Raw genomic sequence first — 12,400 nt, 5'->3', positions numbered from 1 at the left:
CATGGCCCAAGTATTTGTTTGCAGTGGTGATGCGCTGGCCGATGGCGAAGCGATCAAAGTGGATGCGCCTGTCGAAGCGATCGCGGTGTTCAAGGTCAATGGTGAATTGTTCGCGCTCGCTGACCGTTGCAGCCACGGCAATGCCTCGATGTCCGAAGGTTATGTCGAGGACGACGGCACGGTTGAATGTCCGCTGCACGCTGCGCGCTTCTGTCTGAAGACGGGCGAGGCGCTGTGTCAGCCCGCCACCGTGGCACTCAAGACCTTTCCGGTCAGCCTCGTGGACGGCAAGGTCTACGTCGACGTGCCGGAGGCGTGATGGATGCGAACCAGACGCCGGCGCCGGCCGGCTGGCTGCAGGGCGACGTCGCGCTGATCACGGGCGGCGGTTCCGGTCTCGGGCTTGCGCTGGTCGAGCGCTTCCTGCTGGAGGGTGCGAAGGTCGGCGTGCTCGAGCGCTCGCACGAAAAGGTCGACGCGCTGCGCGCTCGCTTCGGGGACGATGTGGTCGCGACGCAGGGTGACGTGCGCAGCTACGAGGACAATTCGCGCGCGGTGGCCGAGACGGTGAACCGCTTCGGCAAGCTCGACACCTTTATTGGCAACGCGGCGATCTGGGATCACGGGGCGAGCCTGATGAGTCTCACGCCCGAGCAGTTGGCCAACGGTTTTGACGAGTTGTTCCCTGTCAACGTGAAGGGCTATCTGCTCGGTGCGAAGGCGGCCGCGCCTGAGCTGATCAAGTCCGAGGGCAGCATGATCTTCACGCTGTCGAACTCGGCGTTCTATCCGGGCGGCGGCGGCCCGCTCTATACCGCGAGCAAGCATGCCGCCGTGGGCCTGATTCGTGAACTCGCCTACGAACTCGCGCCCAAGGTGCGCGTCAACGGTGTCGGTCCGTGCGGCATGGCGAGCGACTTGCGCGGCCCCGCTTCGCTCGGCCAGGAAAACATGCGGATCATGGACTCGCGCTCGCCCGAAGCGATTGCGAGCATTCTGCCGTTGCAGTTCTTTCCGCAAGCAGCGGATTTCACTGGCCCGTTCGTGTTGCTGGCCTCGCGAGCGAACAACCGCACGCTGAGCGGCGTGCTGCTCAATGCCGACGCGGGCCTCGCCATCCGTGGCATCCGCCATACGGCGGGCGGCCTGAATCTCTGATCGCGATGGCGCAATGCGAGGGCCACTCGAACGTGGCTCCTTACATCGAGACTTGTCATGACCTCATCCACTTTCGTGATCGTCGGCGCGGGCCAGGCCGGCGCCAATGCAGCGGCTGAACTGCGCCACCAGGGCTTCGATGGTCGCATCGTACTGGTGGGCGATGAAGCGCATGCGCCCTACGAGCGGCCGCCGCTCTCCAAGGATGTGCTGCTGCGTCCGGAAGAGACGCGCTGTGCCATGTACGCCGACGACTTCTACCAACAGAAGCGGATCGAACTCCGCCTCGGCGTGACCGTTGTCGGGCTCGACTTGTCGAGCCACGTGCTGGCTCTCTCGACGGGCGAATCGGTCGCGTTCGACAAACTGTTGATTGCGACCGGGGCGCGTGCGCGCCGCCTGCCGCTGCTCGACGCGCTGGGTGAGGGCGTGCACACGCTGCGCACGCTCGACGACGCCAGACGTTTGCGCGACGACCTGCGGCCGGGTCGCCACGTAATCGTGGTGGGGGCGGGCGTGATCGGTTTGGAGATTGCGTCGAGCGCCGTCGACCTCGGCGCGCGCGTCACGGTGCTCGAAGCAGGGCCGCGCGCGATGGGTCGCAATGCGCCGTCGATGTTGGCTGACTGGCTCTGCGGCGTGCATCGCGGTCGGGGCGTGGAGTTGATCTTCGGCGCGCAAATCGAATCTGCGGCGCGCGTTGGCGGCGAGATCGTCCTGACGCTTGGGGACGGCACGACCGTGACGGGCGACACAGTGCTGTACGGCGTTGGTGCGATTCCGGACACGGCGCTGGCTGAAGCGGCCGGGCTGGCCATCGCGAACGGCATTGCCGTGGACGCGCAGTATCGTACTTCGCATCCCGACGTGTTTGCCGCTGGCGATGTGGCCGGCCGCCAGGATCCGGTGACGGGGCGCGTGGTGCGCCTCGAGACTTGGGAAAATGCCCAGAACCAGGGTGTCGCCGCCGCGCGTGCGATGCTCGGTCTCACCGTAGAGGCGCCGGGCGCGCCGTGGTTCTGGACCGACCAGTGCGGTCTCAACATCCAGTTGGTCGGCGAGATGGCGGCGTCCGATTGGGTCGTACGCGGCGCGCTCGATGCGCCGCCCGCCGTGCTGTTCGGCCTTGACGCCGGGGGCGCATTGACCGGTGCGATCACCGTGAACCAGGGGCGGGACATGCGCAGCCTGCGTGAACTCGTCGCAAGACATGTGGTACTCGCGCGCGAGGTGCTGGCCGATTCGGCGCAGAGCCTGCGCAATCTTGCCAAGGTAGCAGCATAGGTTGCAGCGGCATTCTACGCTCGGCAGCTTGCCCATCGCATCGGCGTGATGGCGGACAGGATCCACGTCTTTTTCGCGTCGGTCGAGCCATGCGCTGTTTGGCGTGCTGGGGGGGCGCAATACTTCCTGTCGAGGCGCACCATGCTCTACACGCAGGTGACCGTCGTCAACAACCATCGCTACGCGCATCAGGGGCGGGTGAGACCAGCACGCTATTGCCTGCGGGGACCACGACGGTGGTCGACCTTGGCATACGTCACAGCTTCCGAGCCCGGCGTGACGCGCCGTCTGTGAATGCCGGTGCGGCCGTCTGGCCGACGAGGAGCCTATTCCACCGAGAGCGCGACCGCGCGGAGCGGACTCATGACGGCCGGTCCGTTCGGTCGGTGCACCGCCATCATCTGAAACACGTTGCCGTCACCAGGACGGCCGGAGCCCTGTAATGTCGATTCATCTCGAGTGTCTGTCCCATACGCCGCTGCACGGCTACTTCGATCCTGCGCCCGAGGTTGTGGCCGAGGTCGAACGGGTGACGGCGGCCGCGCGCGAGCGCGTGCGCGCCTACGATCCGGAACTGGTGGTCGTGTTTGCGCCGGATCACTACAACGGATTTTTCTATGACCTGATGCCGCCGTTCTGCATTGGCGCGGCCGCCACTGCGATTGGCGACTACAAGAGCCTCGCGGGCCCGCTGAACGTGCCGACCGAACTGGCAAAGGACATGACCGCAGCCGTACTCGCGGCCGACATCGACACCGCCGTGTCGTATCGCATGCAGGTGGACCATGGCTGCGCCCAGGCGCTCGAGGAACTGACGGGCGGGCTCGATCGCTACCCTGTTGTGCCGGTCTTCATCAATTCGGTGGCGCCGCCTTTGGCGACGCTGCGCCGCTCGCGCCTGCTCGGTCAGGCGATCGGCCGCTTCTTGCAAACGCTCGACCAACGCGTGCTGGTGATCGGCTCGGGTGGCATCTCGCACGAACCGCCGGTGCCTGAGCTCAACGGCGCGGCGAGCGACGTAGCCGAACGTCTGATCGCAGGCCGCAATCCGACGCCGGAGGCGCGCCAACTGCGTCAGGAACGTACCGTGGCCGCAGCTAAAGCGTTCACGGCCGGCGACGCGCCGAACATGCGCGCGCTGAACCCGGCATGGGACCAGGCGTTCCTGTCGATGCTGCAGCATGACCTGCTCGCGGTCGACGGTCTGAGCAACAGCGCCATCACGCGCGACGGTGGCAGGTCTGCCCACGAGATCCGCACCTGGGTTGCTGCGTTTGGTGCGCTTTCGGCGTTCGGCGCATACGAGGCGCACCAGGACTTCTACCGCGCGATTCCCGAGTGGATCGCAGGCTTCGCTGCGATGCACGCGAAGCCGTCAGCCTGAATCAAAGGAGAACAGGGGATGACCCAGCACAACATTCAAGCCATCGCGGCACGCCTGCGCGAAGCGGAGCGCACGCGTGAGGTAATCGAGCCGGTGCGCGGCGAGATCGCACTGGGCGGTATTCCGCTCGACGACATGTCGACAGCCTACGCGGTGCAACAGGCCAACATCGATGCGCGCATCGCCGCCGGCGAGCGCATCGTTGGCCGCAAGATCGGCCTGACTTCGCTCGCCGTGCAGAAGCAGCTCGGCGTCGATCAGCCGGACTTCGGCGCGCTGTTCGCGAACATGGCCTACGGCGACAACCAGCCGATGCCGCTCGGGAGCCTGATCCAGCCGAAGGTCGAAGCCGAGATCGCCCTGGTGCTGAAGCACGACCTCGTACGAGAGAAGCACACGTATGTGGACCTGATCAACGCGACCGACTATGCGCTGGCCGCGATCGAGGTGGTGGACAGCCGCATTCGCGGCTGGGACATCCGCTTTGTCGATACGGTCGCCGACAACGCGTCGAGCGCGCTGTTCGTGCTGGGCAGTCGCCCTGTTCCGCTCGCTGATGTCGACCTGTTCAATGCCGCGATGACGCTCGAACGCGACGGCGAAGTCCTGTCGCGCGGCGGTGGTGCAGCGTGCCTTGGCAATCCGTTGAACGCAGCTATCTGGCTCGCAGATCGCATGGCGCAGCTCGGCACTCCCTTGCGCGCTGGTGACGTGGTGCTCACGGGTGCGCTTGGTCCGATGGTCGCCGTGACGCAGCCGGGCATCTATACGGCGAATATCGAAGGACTCGGCAGCGTACGCGCGACGTTCGTTTAGCACACTGAGCACTCAATTCATCAGGAAATCGACATGGCTTCGGCAAAACTCAAGGCGGCGATCATCGGCTCGGGCAACATCGGCACCGACCTCATGATCAAGATCATGCGGCATGGCAAGCATCTGGAAATGGGTGCAATGGTCGGCATCGACCCGAACTCGGATGGTCTCGCGCGGGCCGCGCGCCTCGGCGTGGCAACCACGCACGAAGGCGTGCAGGGGCTCGTGGACCTGCCCGCGTTCAAGGAGATCGACGTCGTGTTCGACGCGACCTCGGCCGGCGCACACATCAGGAACGACGCGTTCCTGCGCCAGCACAAGCCCGGCATCCGCGTGATCGACCTCACGCCCGCCGCGATCGGCCCGTACTGCGTGCCGGTCGTGAACCTGGACGCGCAGCTCGCCGCGCTGAACGTGAACATGGTCACCTGCGGCGGCCAGGCCACGATCCCGATGGTGGCGGCCGTCTCGCGCGTCGCGAAGGTCCACTACGCGGAAATCGTCGCGTCGATTAGCAGCAAGTCGGCGGGCCCGGGCACCCGCGCGAACATCGACGAATTCACGGAAACGACCTCGAAGGCGATTGAAGCCGTCGGCGGTGCCGCTAAGGGCAAGGCGATCATCGTGCTGAACCCGGCCGAACCGCCGGTCATGATGCGCGACACCGTGTACGTGCTCTCGGAAGCCGCCGATCAGGCGAAGATCGAAGCCTCAGTCGAGGAAATGGCCAAGGCCGTCAACGCATATGTACCGGGCTATCGCCTGAAGCAGAAGGTGCAGTTCGACGTGATTCCGGAGAGCGCGCCGCTCAACATCCCGGGCCTCGGCAGGTTCAGTGGCCTGAAGACCTCGGTCTTCCTCGAGGTGGAAGGCGCTGCGCACTATCTGCCGGCCTACGCGGGCAACCTCGACATCATGACCTCGGCGGCGCTCGCCACCGCGGAGCGCATCGCAAGTTCGGTCGTCGCCGCATAAAGGACAACGCACATGAGCAAGAAACTCTATATCTCCGACGTGACGCTGCGCGATGGCAGCCACGCGATCCGTCACCAGTACTCGATCCAGAACGTGCAGGACATCGCACGGGCGCTCGACAAGGCCAAGGTCGATTCGATCGAAGTCGCGCACGGCGACGGCCTGCAGGGTTCGAGCTTCAACTATGGCTTCGGCGCGCATAGCGACCTCGAATGGATCGAGGCGGTGGCCGACGTGATCTCGCACGCGAAGATCGCGACGCTGCTGCTGCCCGGGATCGGCACGATTCACGACCTGAAGGCTGCCTACAACGCGGGCGCACGCGTGGTGCGTATCGCGACGCATTGCACGGAAGCGGACATTTCGAAGCAGCACATCGAATACGCACGCGAACTCGGCATGGACACCGTCGGCTTCCTGATGATGAGCCACATGACCACGCCAGAGAACCTGGCAGTCGAAGCGAAGAAGATGGAAAGCTACGGCGCGACCACGATCTACGTGGTCGACTCGGGTGGCGCACTGACGATGAATGACGTGCGCGATCGCTTCCGCGCGGTGAAGGCCGTGCTGAAACCCGAAACGAAAACGGGCATGCACGCGCACCACAACCTGTCGCTGGGCGTGGCGAACTCGATCGTCGCAGTGGAAGAAGGTTGCGACCGGATCGATGCCTCACTTGCGGGAATGGGCGCGGGCGCGGGCAACGCGCCGCTCGAAGTGTTCATCGCGGCGGCGGAGCGCATGGGCTGGAATCACGGCACCGATCTCTACACGCTGATGGACGCCGCCGACGACATCGTGCGTCCGCTGCAGGACCGCCCGGTGCGCGTCGATCGCGAAACGCTCGCGCTCGGTTATGCCGGCGTGTATTCGAGCTTCCTGCGTCATTCGGAAGTGGCTGCGAAGAAGTACGGCCTGAAGACCGTCGACATTCTGGTCGAACTGGGCAAGCGCCGCATGGTCGGCGGTCAGGAAGACATGATCGTCGACGTCGCGCTCGATCTGCTCAAGCGGCAGTGAGACAAGGGGCAGGCCGGCGCTGCATGCGCTCGTCTGCCCCATATTCCGATCGAACAATCACGCAAGGAATTCGCACATGAGTGCTACTTACACTGAAGCCAATACCAGCCGCTTTGCGACGATTCGCGACGGCGAGACCGATTACAAGGTGCATTACAACGACGCGGGCCCGGCCGAGGGCCAAGTCGTGATGATGCTGCATGGCTCGGGCCCGGGCGCGACCGGCTGGGCCAACTTCCACCGCAACATCGAGCCGCTCGCGGCGGCCGGCTATCGCGTGATCCTGCTCGACTTCCCGGGCTGGGGCAGGAGCGATGGGTTCGTGAACACCAAGGGTTCGCGCTCGGACTTCAACGGCCGCATCGTCAAGGGCCTGCTCGACCACCTGGGCGTCGAGCGCGCGCATCTGATCGGCAACTCGATGGGAGGCCACAGCGCCACGGCGTTTGCGCTGGAGAATGCGTCACGCGTCGGCAAGCTCGTGCTGATGGGCGGAGGCACCGGCGGCCCGAGCCAGTTCGTGCCGATGCCGACCGAAGGCATCAAGCTGCTGAATCATGTCTACCGCGAGCCGACGCTCGAGAACGTCAAGCGCATGATGAACATCTTCGTGTTTGATCCGAGCTCGCTGACCGACGAACTGCTGCAGCTGCGCGTGGACAACATGCTGTCGCGCCGCGATCACCTCGAGAACTGGGTCAAGAGCCTGGCTGCGAATCCGAAGCAGTTCAGCGACTACGGTCCGCGCCTCGGTGAAATCAAGGCGTTCGCGATGATCATCTGGGGCCGCGACGACCGCTTCGTGCCGTACGATATTGGCCTGCGCCTGTTGTGGGGTATGCCCAACGCCGAACTGCACGTATTCAACCGCTGTGGCCACTGGGCCCAGTGGGAGCATGCGGAGAAGTTCAACCGTATGGTGCTCGAGTTCTTCGCAGACTGATCGATTTTCCTCGACCCCGGTTCCTGACATCGTTCACGCATGGGTTTGCATATCCCATACGGGGATCGGCGCGGCGACGGGTGGCGCAGGAACGCGCGATACGCGATCGCATCTCCTGGGCTACTCTCGCCTCGAATTAGGTCGCGTTTAATGTTTGATTATTAATAAACTGTGCGTCGAGAGGTCCACGGAAACGCGAACCTGCCGTCATCCAATGGTCGAGCAGTCGCTGTTACCTTATGTCCTCCAACGGCCAACCATCGGCATTGTTGCCAAGCCGGCCAGGTCGCGTTAGGCGGTCGAAGAGTCGCCGTGACCAGGTATAAACCGCCGTCGCTACGAGCGCGCCGTCGAATTCGCGGAAGCGGCGGACGGACTGTGGGACAGCTGGACGACGACGCGTTCGTGCGCGACAGCCGCGCTTCGAGCGCGGTCAGTCCGGCAGCGGCGCGGAGACGGGTCGTTGCGCTCATGCAGTGGTCCCGATGTCGCGGTGAGTGAAAGTGGGCGATTGGGCGGAGGTTTCCGCGCCATCCGCTTGGTCGTGGGCAACCAGCGCGCTATGCCGTTGCCGCTCGATCATGCGGCGCTCGAAGTGCACTACATCATCGAGGCGCCATGCGTCCCACCGCAGTGGTCGGGCGCATACGTAACGGAGCCGATCGTTTGGGCTCTAAGAAGCGTCCAAAACTTCCGGCAGTCAAATTAGCTTTATCCATCCCTCGACGGAAATATGCATGACATCGAGCGTACGAGAATGAAAATACTACTGCGCCTCGCCCGACTCGATCGTGTATTCCGCCATGGCCGACCAGTCGCGTTCGCCCATGCCCGCCGCGACCGTTTCGCTCATTCGCCCATGCACCGCGGTGAGCATCGGCAATGTGCGGCGTGGATCCGCCGCCGCCTCGGACGCGACAACGATGATCGCAACCTTGCCGATCAATGAGGCGAGGCTGCGCGCGGCGTTCTGTGTCTCCAATCAATGTCGACGATGTGCGGGGCACCTCGGTGAGCCGCATCACGTTGGCGGGATTGAAGAGGCGAAGCCCGATGACGCAATCCGGTCGTTGCGTCGCGGCGGCGAGTGACGGTTGAAGCCGGTGAACTTATCGTCGCTGATGAAAACGGTGTGGTCGCGATTCCGGTAGCCCGTGTTGCTGAAGTGATTGCCGCTGCGCAAGCTCGTGAGGCCAGGGAAGCAGATCAGATGCGTCGCATCCGGGAAGGGGAATCCACGCTCGCCATTTTTGGCTGGGATTAGTGATCCCGTAACTGGGAAAAGAAAACGCCGCCGAAGCGGTAATGCCGTTCAGTTGAGCGACTGGATGGCATTTTGTTTTGATTGGCGCGTCAATGGGACGTCGCGACGGCTTCTGCATGTAGTTGTCCTGGTCTCGCTTCATCGCGAGGTAGCGTTCTACCTGGCATTGTTTAAGCTTGAATTAAGCGACGCGACCTACGCTTCCAACCGTAGCAGGACAGGAAAACGGCGCGACGGAGTGCACCTTTCCGCCGCGCTACGCACGTACTACGCACGTAACAACTCGGGGCATTCCCGGCAGAAAGAGGTTGAGATGATGTACTTGATTACGGACCTGAAAATGGTCGAAAGCTACGGTCGCATCAAGGCTGACAGCGGCAATGATGCGCTGCATGAGTTTGCGGTCAGCAAGGGCTTCGTCGACCTGATGGAGTTCGCCTCCGCCCGGCCCGCGTTCGCCAACGACTTGCTCGCTGTTCAACTGCAATAAGGAGACTGACGTGGCCATAACTTTGGGGCAGGCGCTGGTGCACGCTGAGCAACTGGAAGTCTACGGCGTGATCTCGAAGACGTCGCAGGCGCTCATCCGGCTGATGCAGGAGTACCGAGCCGTAGTCGGCGTGGAACAATACGAGCAGGTTATCGAGGAAGCGGGCCTGGCTCATCCGGACGCGCAGTGACCCGCTTCGCGCGCTAAAAGATAAAACCGGTGTTCACGAACTTCGAGGTATGGTTCGTGACCATCGTGTCGAGCAGCGTCTTGTTCGAGTCGGTCTCCTTGGCTGCGACCATGGACCGGATCGAGAACGCGCGCAACGCATCGGTGACCGATAGCGTGCCTTCCGCCGAATCCTTGCGGCCCGCAAACGGAAAGACGTCGGGACCTCGCTGGCACTGGCTGTTGAGATTGACACGGCATACCTGGTTGACGAGCGGGTCGACCAGCGAGCCGATCTGGGCGGCGTCGGTGCCGAAAATGCTGACCTGCTGACCGTGGTCCGACGTGATGACATATTCGAGCGGTGTATCGATGTCATCGAACGGCACGACTGGGATGATCGGTCCGAACTGCTCTTCACGATAGAGCATCATCCCTTCCTTGACGGGGTACACCACGGCCGGATAGAAAAGCGTTTTGCAGAACACGCCACCACCTTCATTCACCACCGCCGCACCTTTCGCCTTCGCATCGTCAATCGCCTGAGTCATATAGGCTGTGCGATGCATGCCGGGCAGCGGTGTAATGGACACACCCTTTTCCCACGGCATACCGACCTTCAGATTCTTGAGCGCTGCGTTGAAACGCTCAAGAAACGTATCGACGATCGAGCGGTGCACCATCAAGATCTTGAGCGCCGTGCACCGTTGACCATTGAACGACAACGTACCGAGCAGACACTCCTTCACGGCGAGGTCTATGTCGGCGTCAGCCAGCACGATCGCGGCGTTTTTGGCGTCCAGGCCGAGAACGGCGCGCAGCCGATGCGACTTCGGGTGCTGCTTCTTCAGATGGTCTGCGACCTTGCTCGAGCCGATCAGGGCAAGCACGTCGATCTTTCCCGAGGCGAGCATGTGTGGCACGACCACCGCGCCCGGCGCATAAATCGTGTTGATGACGCCTTTCGGAAAAGCGGAGCGGAATGCCTCGAGCAGCGGGAAGAACAGCAGCGTGCCGTATTGGGGCGGCTTGAATACGACGGTGTTGCCCATCAGCAATGCGGGAATGAGCGTCGCGAACGTTTCGTTCAGCGGATAGTTGTAAGGCCCCATGCACAGTACGACGCCAAGCGGTGTGCGGCGAATCTGGCCGATGGTGCCCTCGGCGATGACAAAGCGCGAGTTGCTATTGTCCAGCTCCTTTAGCGCCGAGATCGTGTCTTGCATATAGCTGATGGTGCGGTCGAACTCCTTTTGCGAATCGGCAAGGCTCTTGCCGATTTCCCACATGATCAGATTCACAATCTCATCGCGCCTGGCCGCCATCAGACGAATGAAGTCCTGCATGCAGCCGATGCGCTGCGCGACAGTCATCGTTGGCCACTCACCGCGGCCGTGGTCGTAGGCTCGCACGGCCGCGTCGAGCGCGGCGTCGCTCTCGACTTCACCCATGACCGGATAACTGCCGATTACGAGCTGTTCAGCGTCGCCCGAGGCTTGTCGCACGCAGACCGGAGATAGCACGGTCTTGCAGTTTCCATCCCATGCCTTCAGTTCTCCATCGACGAGCGAGACCCGCTGATGAATCGGCTCCGCAAGGCGGGCGGTCTCTGGAATATCGTCGGTGACGGGAAACAACTGCCGGAGGTTTTCGAAGTCGATACTTGCCACGTTTCGCTCCTATGTTCGTGCAGTACGCGGTAGGCGCAAGACACAGACAGAAGCATAACCAATGGCAGCAGAGTTGGGGCCGAACCGTGCCCAACATCAATCAGCAGCGGCGGAAGGGTCCTCGAAACCGGATTCGATGAGATTCATCATCGTGGTCTGCAGTTCGACCAACGGCGTAGCAGTCACTGCAGTCGCTACCCCGTCGGATTTCGGAAGCAGTCCAGCGAATGCCGCAATGCCCGTTCCGCATGCCGCTAGGAGTAGGGCGGCAGCGAGTACGGCTACGCTGCCGCGCACCGCTTGCCTGGGAACGAAGTCCACAAAACATCGCATGATGGCTATCTCCGGTTGACGCAGCTTCTGCATGCAAAGGCTGTGCCGACGCAGCGGTCTGTCGGGCAAGCGTGCGGCCGGCCGGCTGCATACGCGTCGGCTGCTCGCACGACAGCGGCAACGTGGATTCGATGGTGGGCCGCACCAGACACTTCGAGCGGGCCGAGACGGTCCGGAACCAACAGGTCCCTGCGGAGAATCGGGCGCTTCGACCTTGGCGGCGACGCATGCAATACCCTGTGACAGGGAGGGACGGCGGCGAGCAAGCCTGGCGACAATTCACTTATTGCGAAGTCCGCCGCGACGCCCTGTGCGGCAAGCGCACACGATTTACTGTTTCCTCCTACCGAACAGCTGTACTAACATCGAGTAACGGTTCGAACGCTGACGACCGGGCGGGGCCGGGAGGCAAAGGTGCCTCCTTCCTGGAGGACCAAGATGAAAGAAAACTCGTCTCGGGAAATCGTCGAACTGCTGACCAAAGTAGTCGGGCTGGCCGCCATGCATGTGCCCAGGGGGCAGACCCGCCGGAGTGCGTCGAGAGCGATCGACCAGCTCGAAGAGATCAAGCGCAACGCCGCGTTTGCTCGCCAATATGAATCAGCACCGGAGCCGCTACGCGAACTGGTGATGAGGCGGGCCGTAGAAGTCCATGACCTGGCGACTGCACATGATTACGCGAGCGCCGTCAATGCCCTCAGAGCGGTTGTCGATTTTCTTTATCAACATCTGGTAGACACCTCCGGCTCAGCAACGCCGCCGAGCAAGCTGGCAAGCATTGATTTGAATGCCGTTCACCGGGCTCTTCAGTTCGGAGGTCTTCCGGGACAGTCGCAGCAAGACCCCGATGACGACAACCCGCCGCCAGTGCGTCGCTGAACTTGCCAAGGAT

General features: G+C 62.9%; 15 protein-coding genes. 12 read left to right on the top strand and 3 right to left on the bottom strand.

What is annotated here, in order from left to right; translation table 11 throughout:
- Position 1 precedes the first annotated feature (1 nt).
- The 8 genes from hcaC (at position 2) to ACLFKU_RS26105 (ending at position 7,583) form a co-directional block, all read left to right on the top strand.
- Positions 2 to 319 (top strand): 3-phenylpropionate/cinnamic acid dioxygenase ferredoxin subunit, encoded by a 318-nt coding sequence (gene hcaC / locus ACLFKU_RS26140; protein WP_152854326.1) that lies wholly within the window; start codon positions 2 to 4, stop codon positions 317 to 319.
- Entirely contained in the window at positions 319 to 1,158 is an 840-nt protein-coding gene (gene hcaB, locus ACLFKU_RS26135) for a 3-phenylpropionate-dihydrodiol/cinnamic acid-dihydrodiol dehydrogenase (RefSeq protein WP_410851007.1), read from the top strand. The genes hcaC and hcaB overlap by 1 nt, the downstream gene beginning before the upstream one ends.
- Before the next feature lie 57 nt (positions 1,159 to 1,215).
- Positions 1,216 to 2,442, top strand: coding sequence for a 3-phenylpropionate/cinnamic acid dioxygenase ferredoxin--NAD(+) reductase subunit (gene hcaD / locus ACLFKU_RS26130; protein ID WP_410851006.1), 1,227 nt, complete (start codon positions 1,216 to 1,218; stop codon positions 2,440 to 2,442).
- A 442-nt stretch (positions 2,443 to 2,884) separates the two neighbouring features.
- On the top strand, positions 2,885 to 3,826 hold the full coding sequence (locus tag ACLFKU_RS26125; protein ID WP_410851005.1) for a 3-carboxyethylcatechol 2,3-dioxygenase: 942 nt from the start codon (positions 2,885 to 2,887) through the stop codon (positions 3,824 to 3,826).
- Between the two features lie 18 nt (positions 3,827 to 3,844).
- Positions 3,845 to 4,642, top strand: a complete 798-nt coding sequence (gene mhpD, locus ACLFKU_RS26120; RefSeq protein ID WP_410851004.1) for a 2-keto-4-pentenoate hydratase — start codon at positions 3,845 to 3,847, stop codon at positions 4,640 to 4,642.
- A gap of 33 nt (positions 4,643 to 4,675) precedes the next feature.
- Positions 4,676 to 5,617: an acetaldehyde dehydrogenase (acetylating) gene (locus ACLFKU_RS26115; protein ID WP_410851003.1), complete on the top strand. Its 942-nt coding sequence runs from the start codon at positions 4,676 to 4,678 to the stop codon at positions 5,615 to 5,617.
- A 12-nt stretch (positions 5,618 to 5,629) separates the two neighbouring features.
- Positions 5,630 to 6,640 carry a 4-hydroxy-2-oxovalerate aldolase gene (dmpG, locus tag ACLFKU_RS26110; protein ID WP_410851002.1) on the top strand — a complete coding sequence of 337 codons (1,011 nt, stop codon included), beginning with the start codon at positions 5,630 to 5,632 and terminating at the stop codon, positions 6,638 to 6,640.
- A 76-nt stretch (positions 6,641 to 6,716) separates the two neighbouring features.
- The gene (locus ACLFKU_RS26105; protein ID WP_410851001.1) at positions 6,717 to 7,583 is read left to right on the top strand and encodes an alpha/beta fold hydrolase; all 867 of its coding nucleotides are present in this window, start codon (positions 6,717 to 6,719) and stop codon (positions 7,581 to 7,583) included.
- A 766-nt stretch (positions 7,584 to 8,349) separates the two neighbouring features.
- On the opposite strand, the gene ACLFKU_RS26100 is transcribed toward ACLFKU_RS26105, so the two are convergent.
- Positions 8,350 to 8,565: a hypothetical protein gene (locus ACLFKU_RS26100; RefSeq protein WP_410851000.1), complete on the bottom strand. Its 216-nt coding sequence runs from the start codon at positions 8,563 to 8,565 to the stop codon at positions 8,350 to 8,352.
- A 105-nt stretch (positions 8,566 to 8,670) separates the two neighbouring features.
- Here ACLFKU_RS26100 and ACLFKU_RS26095 point away from each other — a divergent pair, with 105 nt between their 5' ends.
- From ACLFKU_RS26095 to ACLFKU_RS26085, 3 genes are read left to right on the top strand one after another with little or no spacing between them, the layout of a single operon-like run.
- Positions 8,671 to 8,847, top strand: coding sequence for a hypothetical protein (locus ACLFKU_RS26095; protein WP_410850999.1), 177 nt, complete (start codon positions 8,671 to 8,673; stop codon positions 8,845 to 8,847).
- A 52-nt stretch (positions 8,848 to 8,899) separates the two neighbouring features.
- Positions 8,900 to 9,337 (top strand): hypothetical protein, encoded by a 438-nt coding sequence (locus ACLFKU_RS26090; RefSeq protein WP_410850998.1) that lies wholly within the window; start codon positions 8,900 to 8,902, stop codon positions 9,335 to 9,337.
- A gap of 10 nt (positions 9,338 to 9,347) precedes the next feature.
- Positions 9,348 to 9,527, top strand: a complete 180-nt coding sequence (locus ACLFKU_RS26085) for a hypothetical protein (RefSeq protein WP_368582538.1) — start codon at positions 9,348 to 9,350, stop codon at positions 9,525 to 9,527.
- A 13-nt stretch (positions 9,528 to 9,540) separates the two neighbouring features.
- Here ACLFKU_RS26085 and ACLFKU_RS26080 read toward each other — a convergent pair whose 3' ends face one another.
- Both ACLFKU_RS26080 and ACLFKU_RS26075 read right to left on the bottom strand, forming a co-directional pair.
- Entirely contained in the window at positions 9,541 to 11,175 is a 1,635-nt protein-coding gene (locus ACLFKU_RS26080) for an NADP-dependent glyceraldehyde-3-phosphate dehydrogenase (RefSeq protein WP_368582537.1), read from the bottom strand.
- Between the two features lie 96 nt (positions 11,176 to 11,271).
- Positions 11,272 to 11,541, bottom strand: a complete 270-nt coding sequence (locus ACLFKU_RS26075) for a hypothetical protein (protein WP_410850997.1) — start codon at positions 11,539 to 11,541, stop codon at positions 11,272 to 11,274.
- A gap of 405 nt (positions 11,542 to 11,946) precedes the next feature.
- Between ACLFKU_RS26075 and ACLFKU_RS26070 the strand changes: the two genes are divergently transcribed.
- Positions 11,947 to 12,387 carry a hypothetical protein gene (locus tag ACLFKU_RS26070; protein ID WP_410850996.1) on the top strand — a complete coding sequence of 147 codons (441 nt, stop codon included), beginning with the start codon at positions 11,947 to 11,949 and terminating at the stop codon, positions 12,385 to 12,387.
- Positions 12,388 to 12,400 lie beyond the last annotated feature (13 nt).

Source organism: Paraburkholderia sp. EG304 (genome assembly GCF_046543485.1).
Classification (GTDB): Bacteria; Pseudomonadota; Gammaproteobacteria; order Burkholderiales; family Burkholderiaceae; genus Paraburkholderia; species Paraburkholderia youngii.
Note: the sequence above shows the minus strand (reverse complement) of the source record. Positions and strands in the feature narration are given on the sequence as shown.

Coding starts and splice junctions, on each gene's coding strand:
- mhpD (WP_410851004.1), top strand. CDS start 3,845: ATGACCCAGCACAACATTCAAGCCATCGCGGCACGCCTGCGCGAAGCG.
- hcaC (WP_152854326.1), top strand. CDS start 2: ATGGCCCAAGTATTTGTTTGCAGTGGTGATGCGCTGGCCGATGGCGAA.
- dmpG (WP_410851002.1), top strand. CDS start 5,630: ATGAGCAAGAAACTCTATATCTCCGACGTGACGCTGCGCGATGGCAGC.
- ACLFKU_RS26105 (WP_410851001.1), top strand. CDS start 6,717: ATGAGTGCTACTTACACTGAAGCCAATACCAGCCGCTTTGCGACGATT.
- ACLFKU_RS26125 (WP_410851005.1), top strand. CDS start 2,885: ATGTCGATTCATCTCGAGTGTCTGTCCCATACGCCGCTGCACGGCTAC.
- ACLFKU_RS26070 (WP_410850996.1), top strand. CDS start 11,947: ATGAAAGAAAACTCGTCTCGGGAAATCGTCGAACTGCTGACCAAAGTA.
- hcaD (WP_410851006.1), top strand. CDS start 1,216: ATGACCTCATCCACTTTCGTGATCGTCGGCGCGGGCCAGGCCGGCGCC.
- hcaB (WP_410851007.1), top strand. CDS start 319: ATGGATGCGAACCAGACGCCGGCGCCGGCCGGCTGGCTGCAGGGCGAC.
- ACLFKU_RS26115 (WP_410851003.1), top strand. CDS start 4,676: ATGGCTTCGGCAAAACTCAAGGCGGCGATCATCGGCTCGGGCAACATC.
- ACLFKU_RS26075 (WP_410850997.1), bottom strand. CDS start 11,541: ATGCAGAAGCTGCGTCAACCGGAGATAGCCATCATGCGATGTTTTGTG.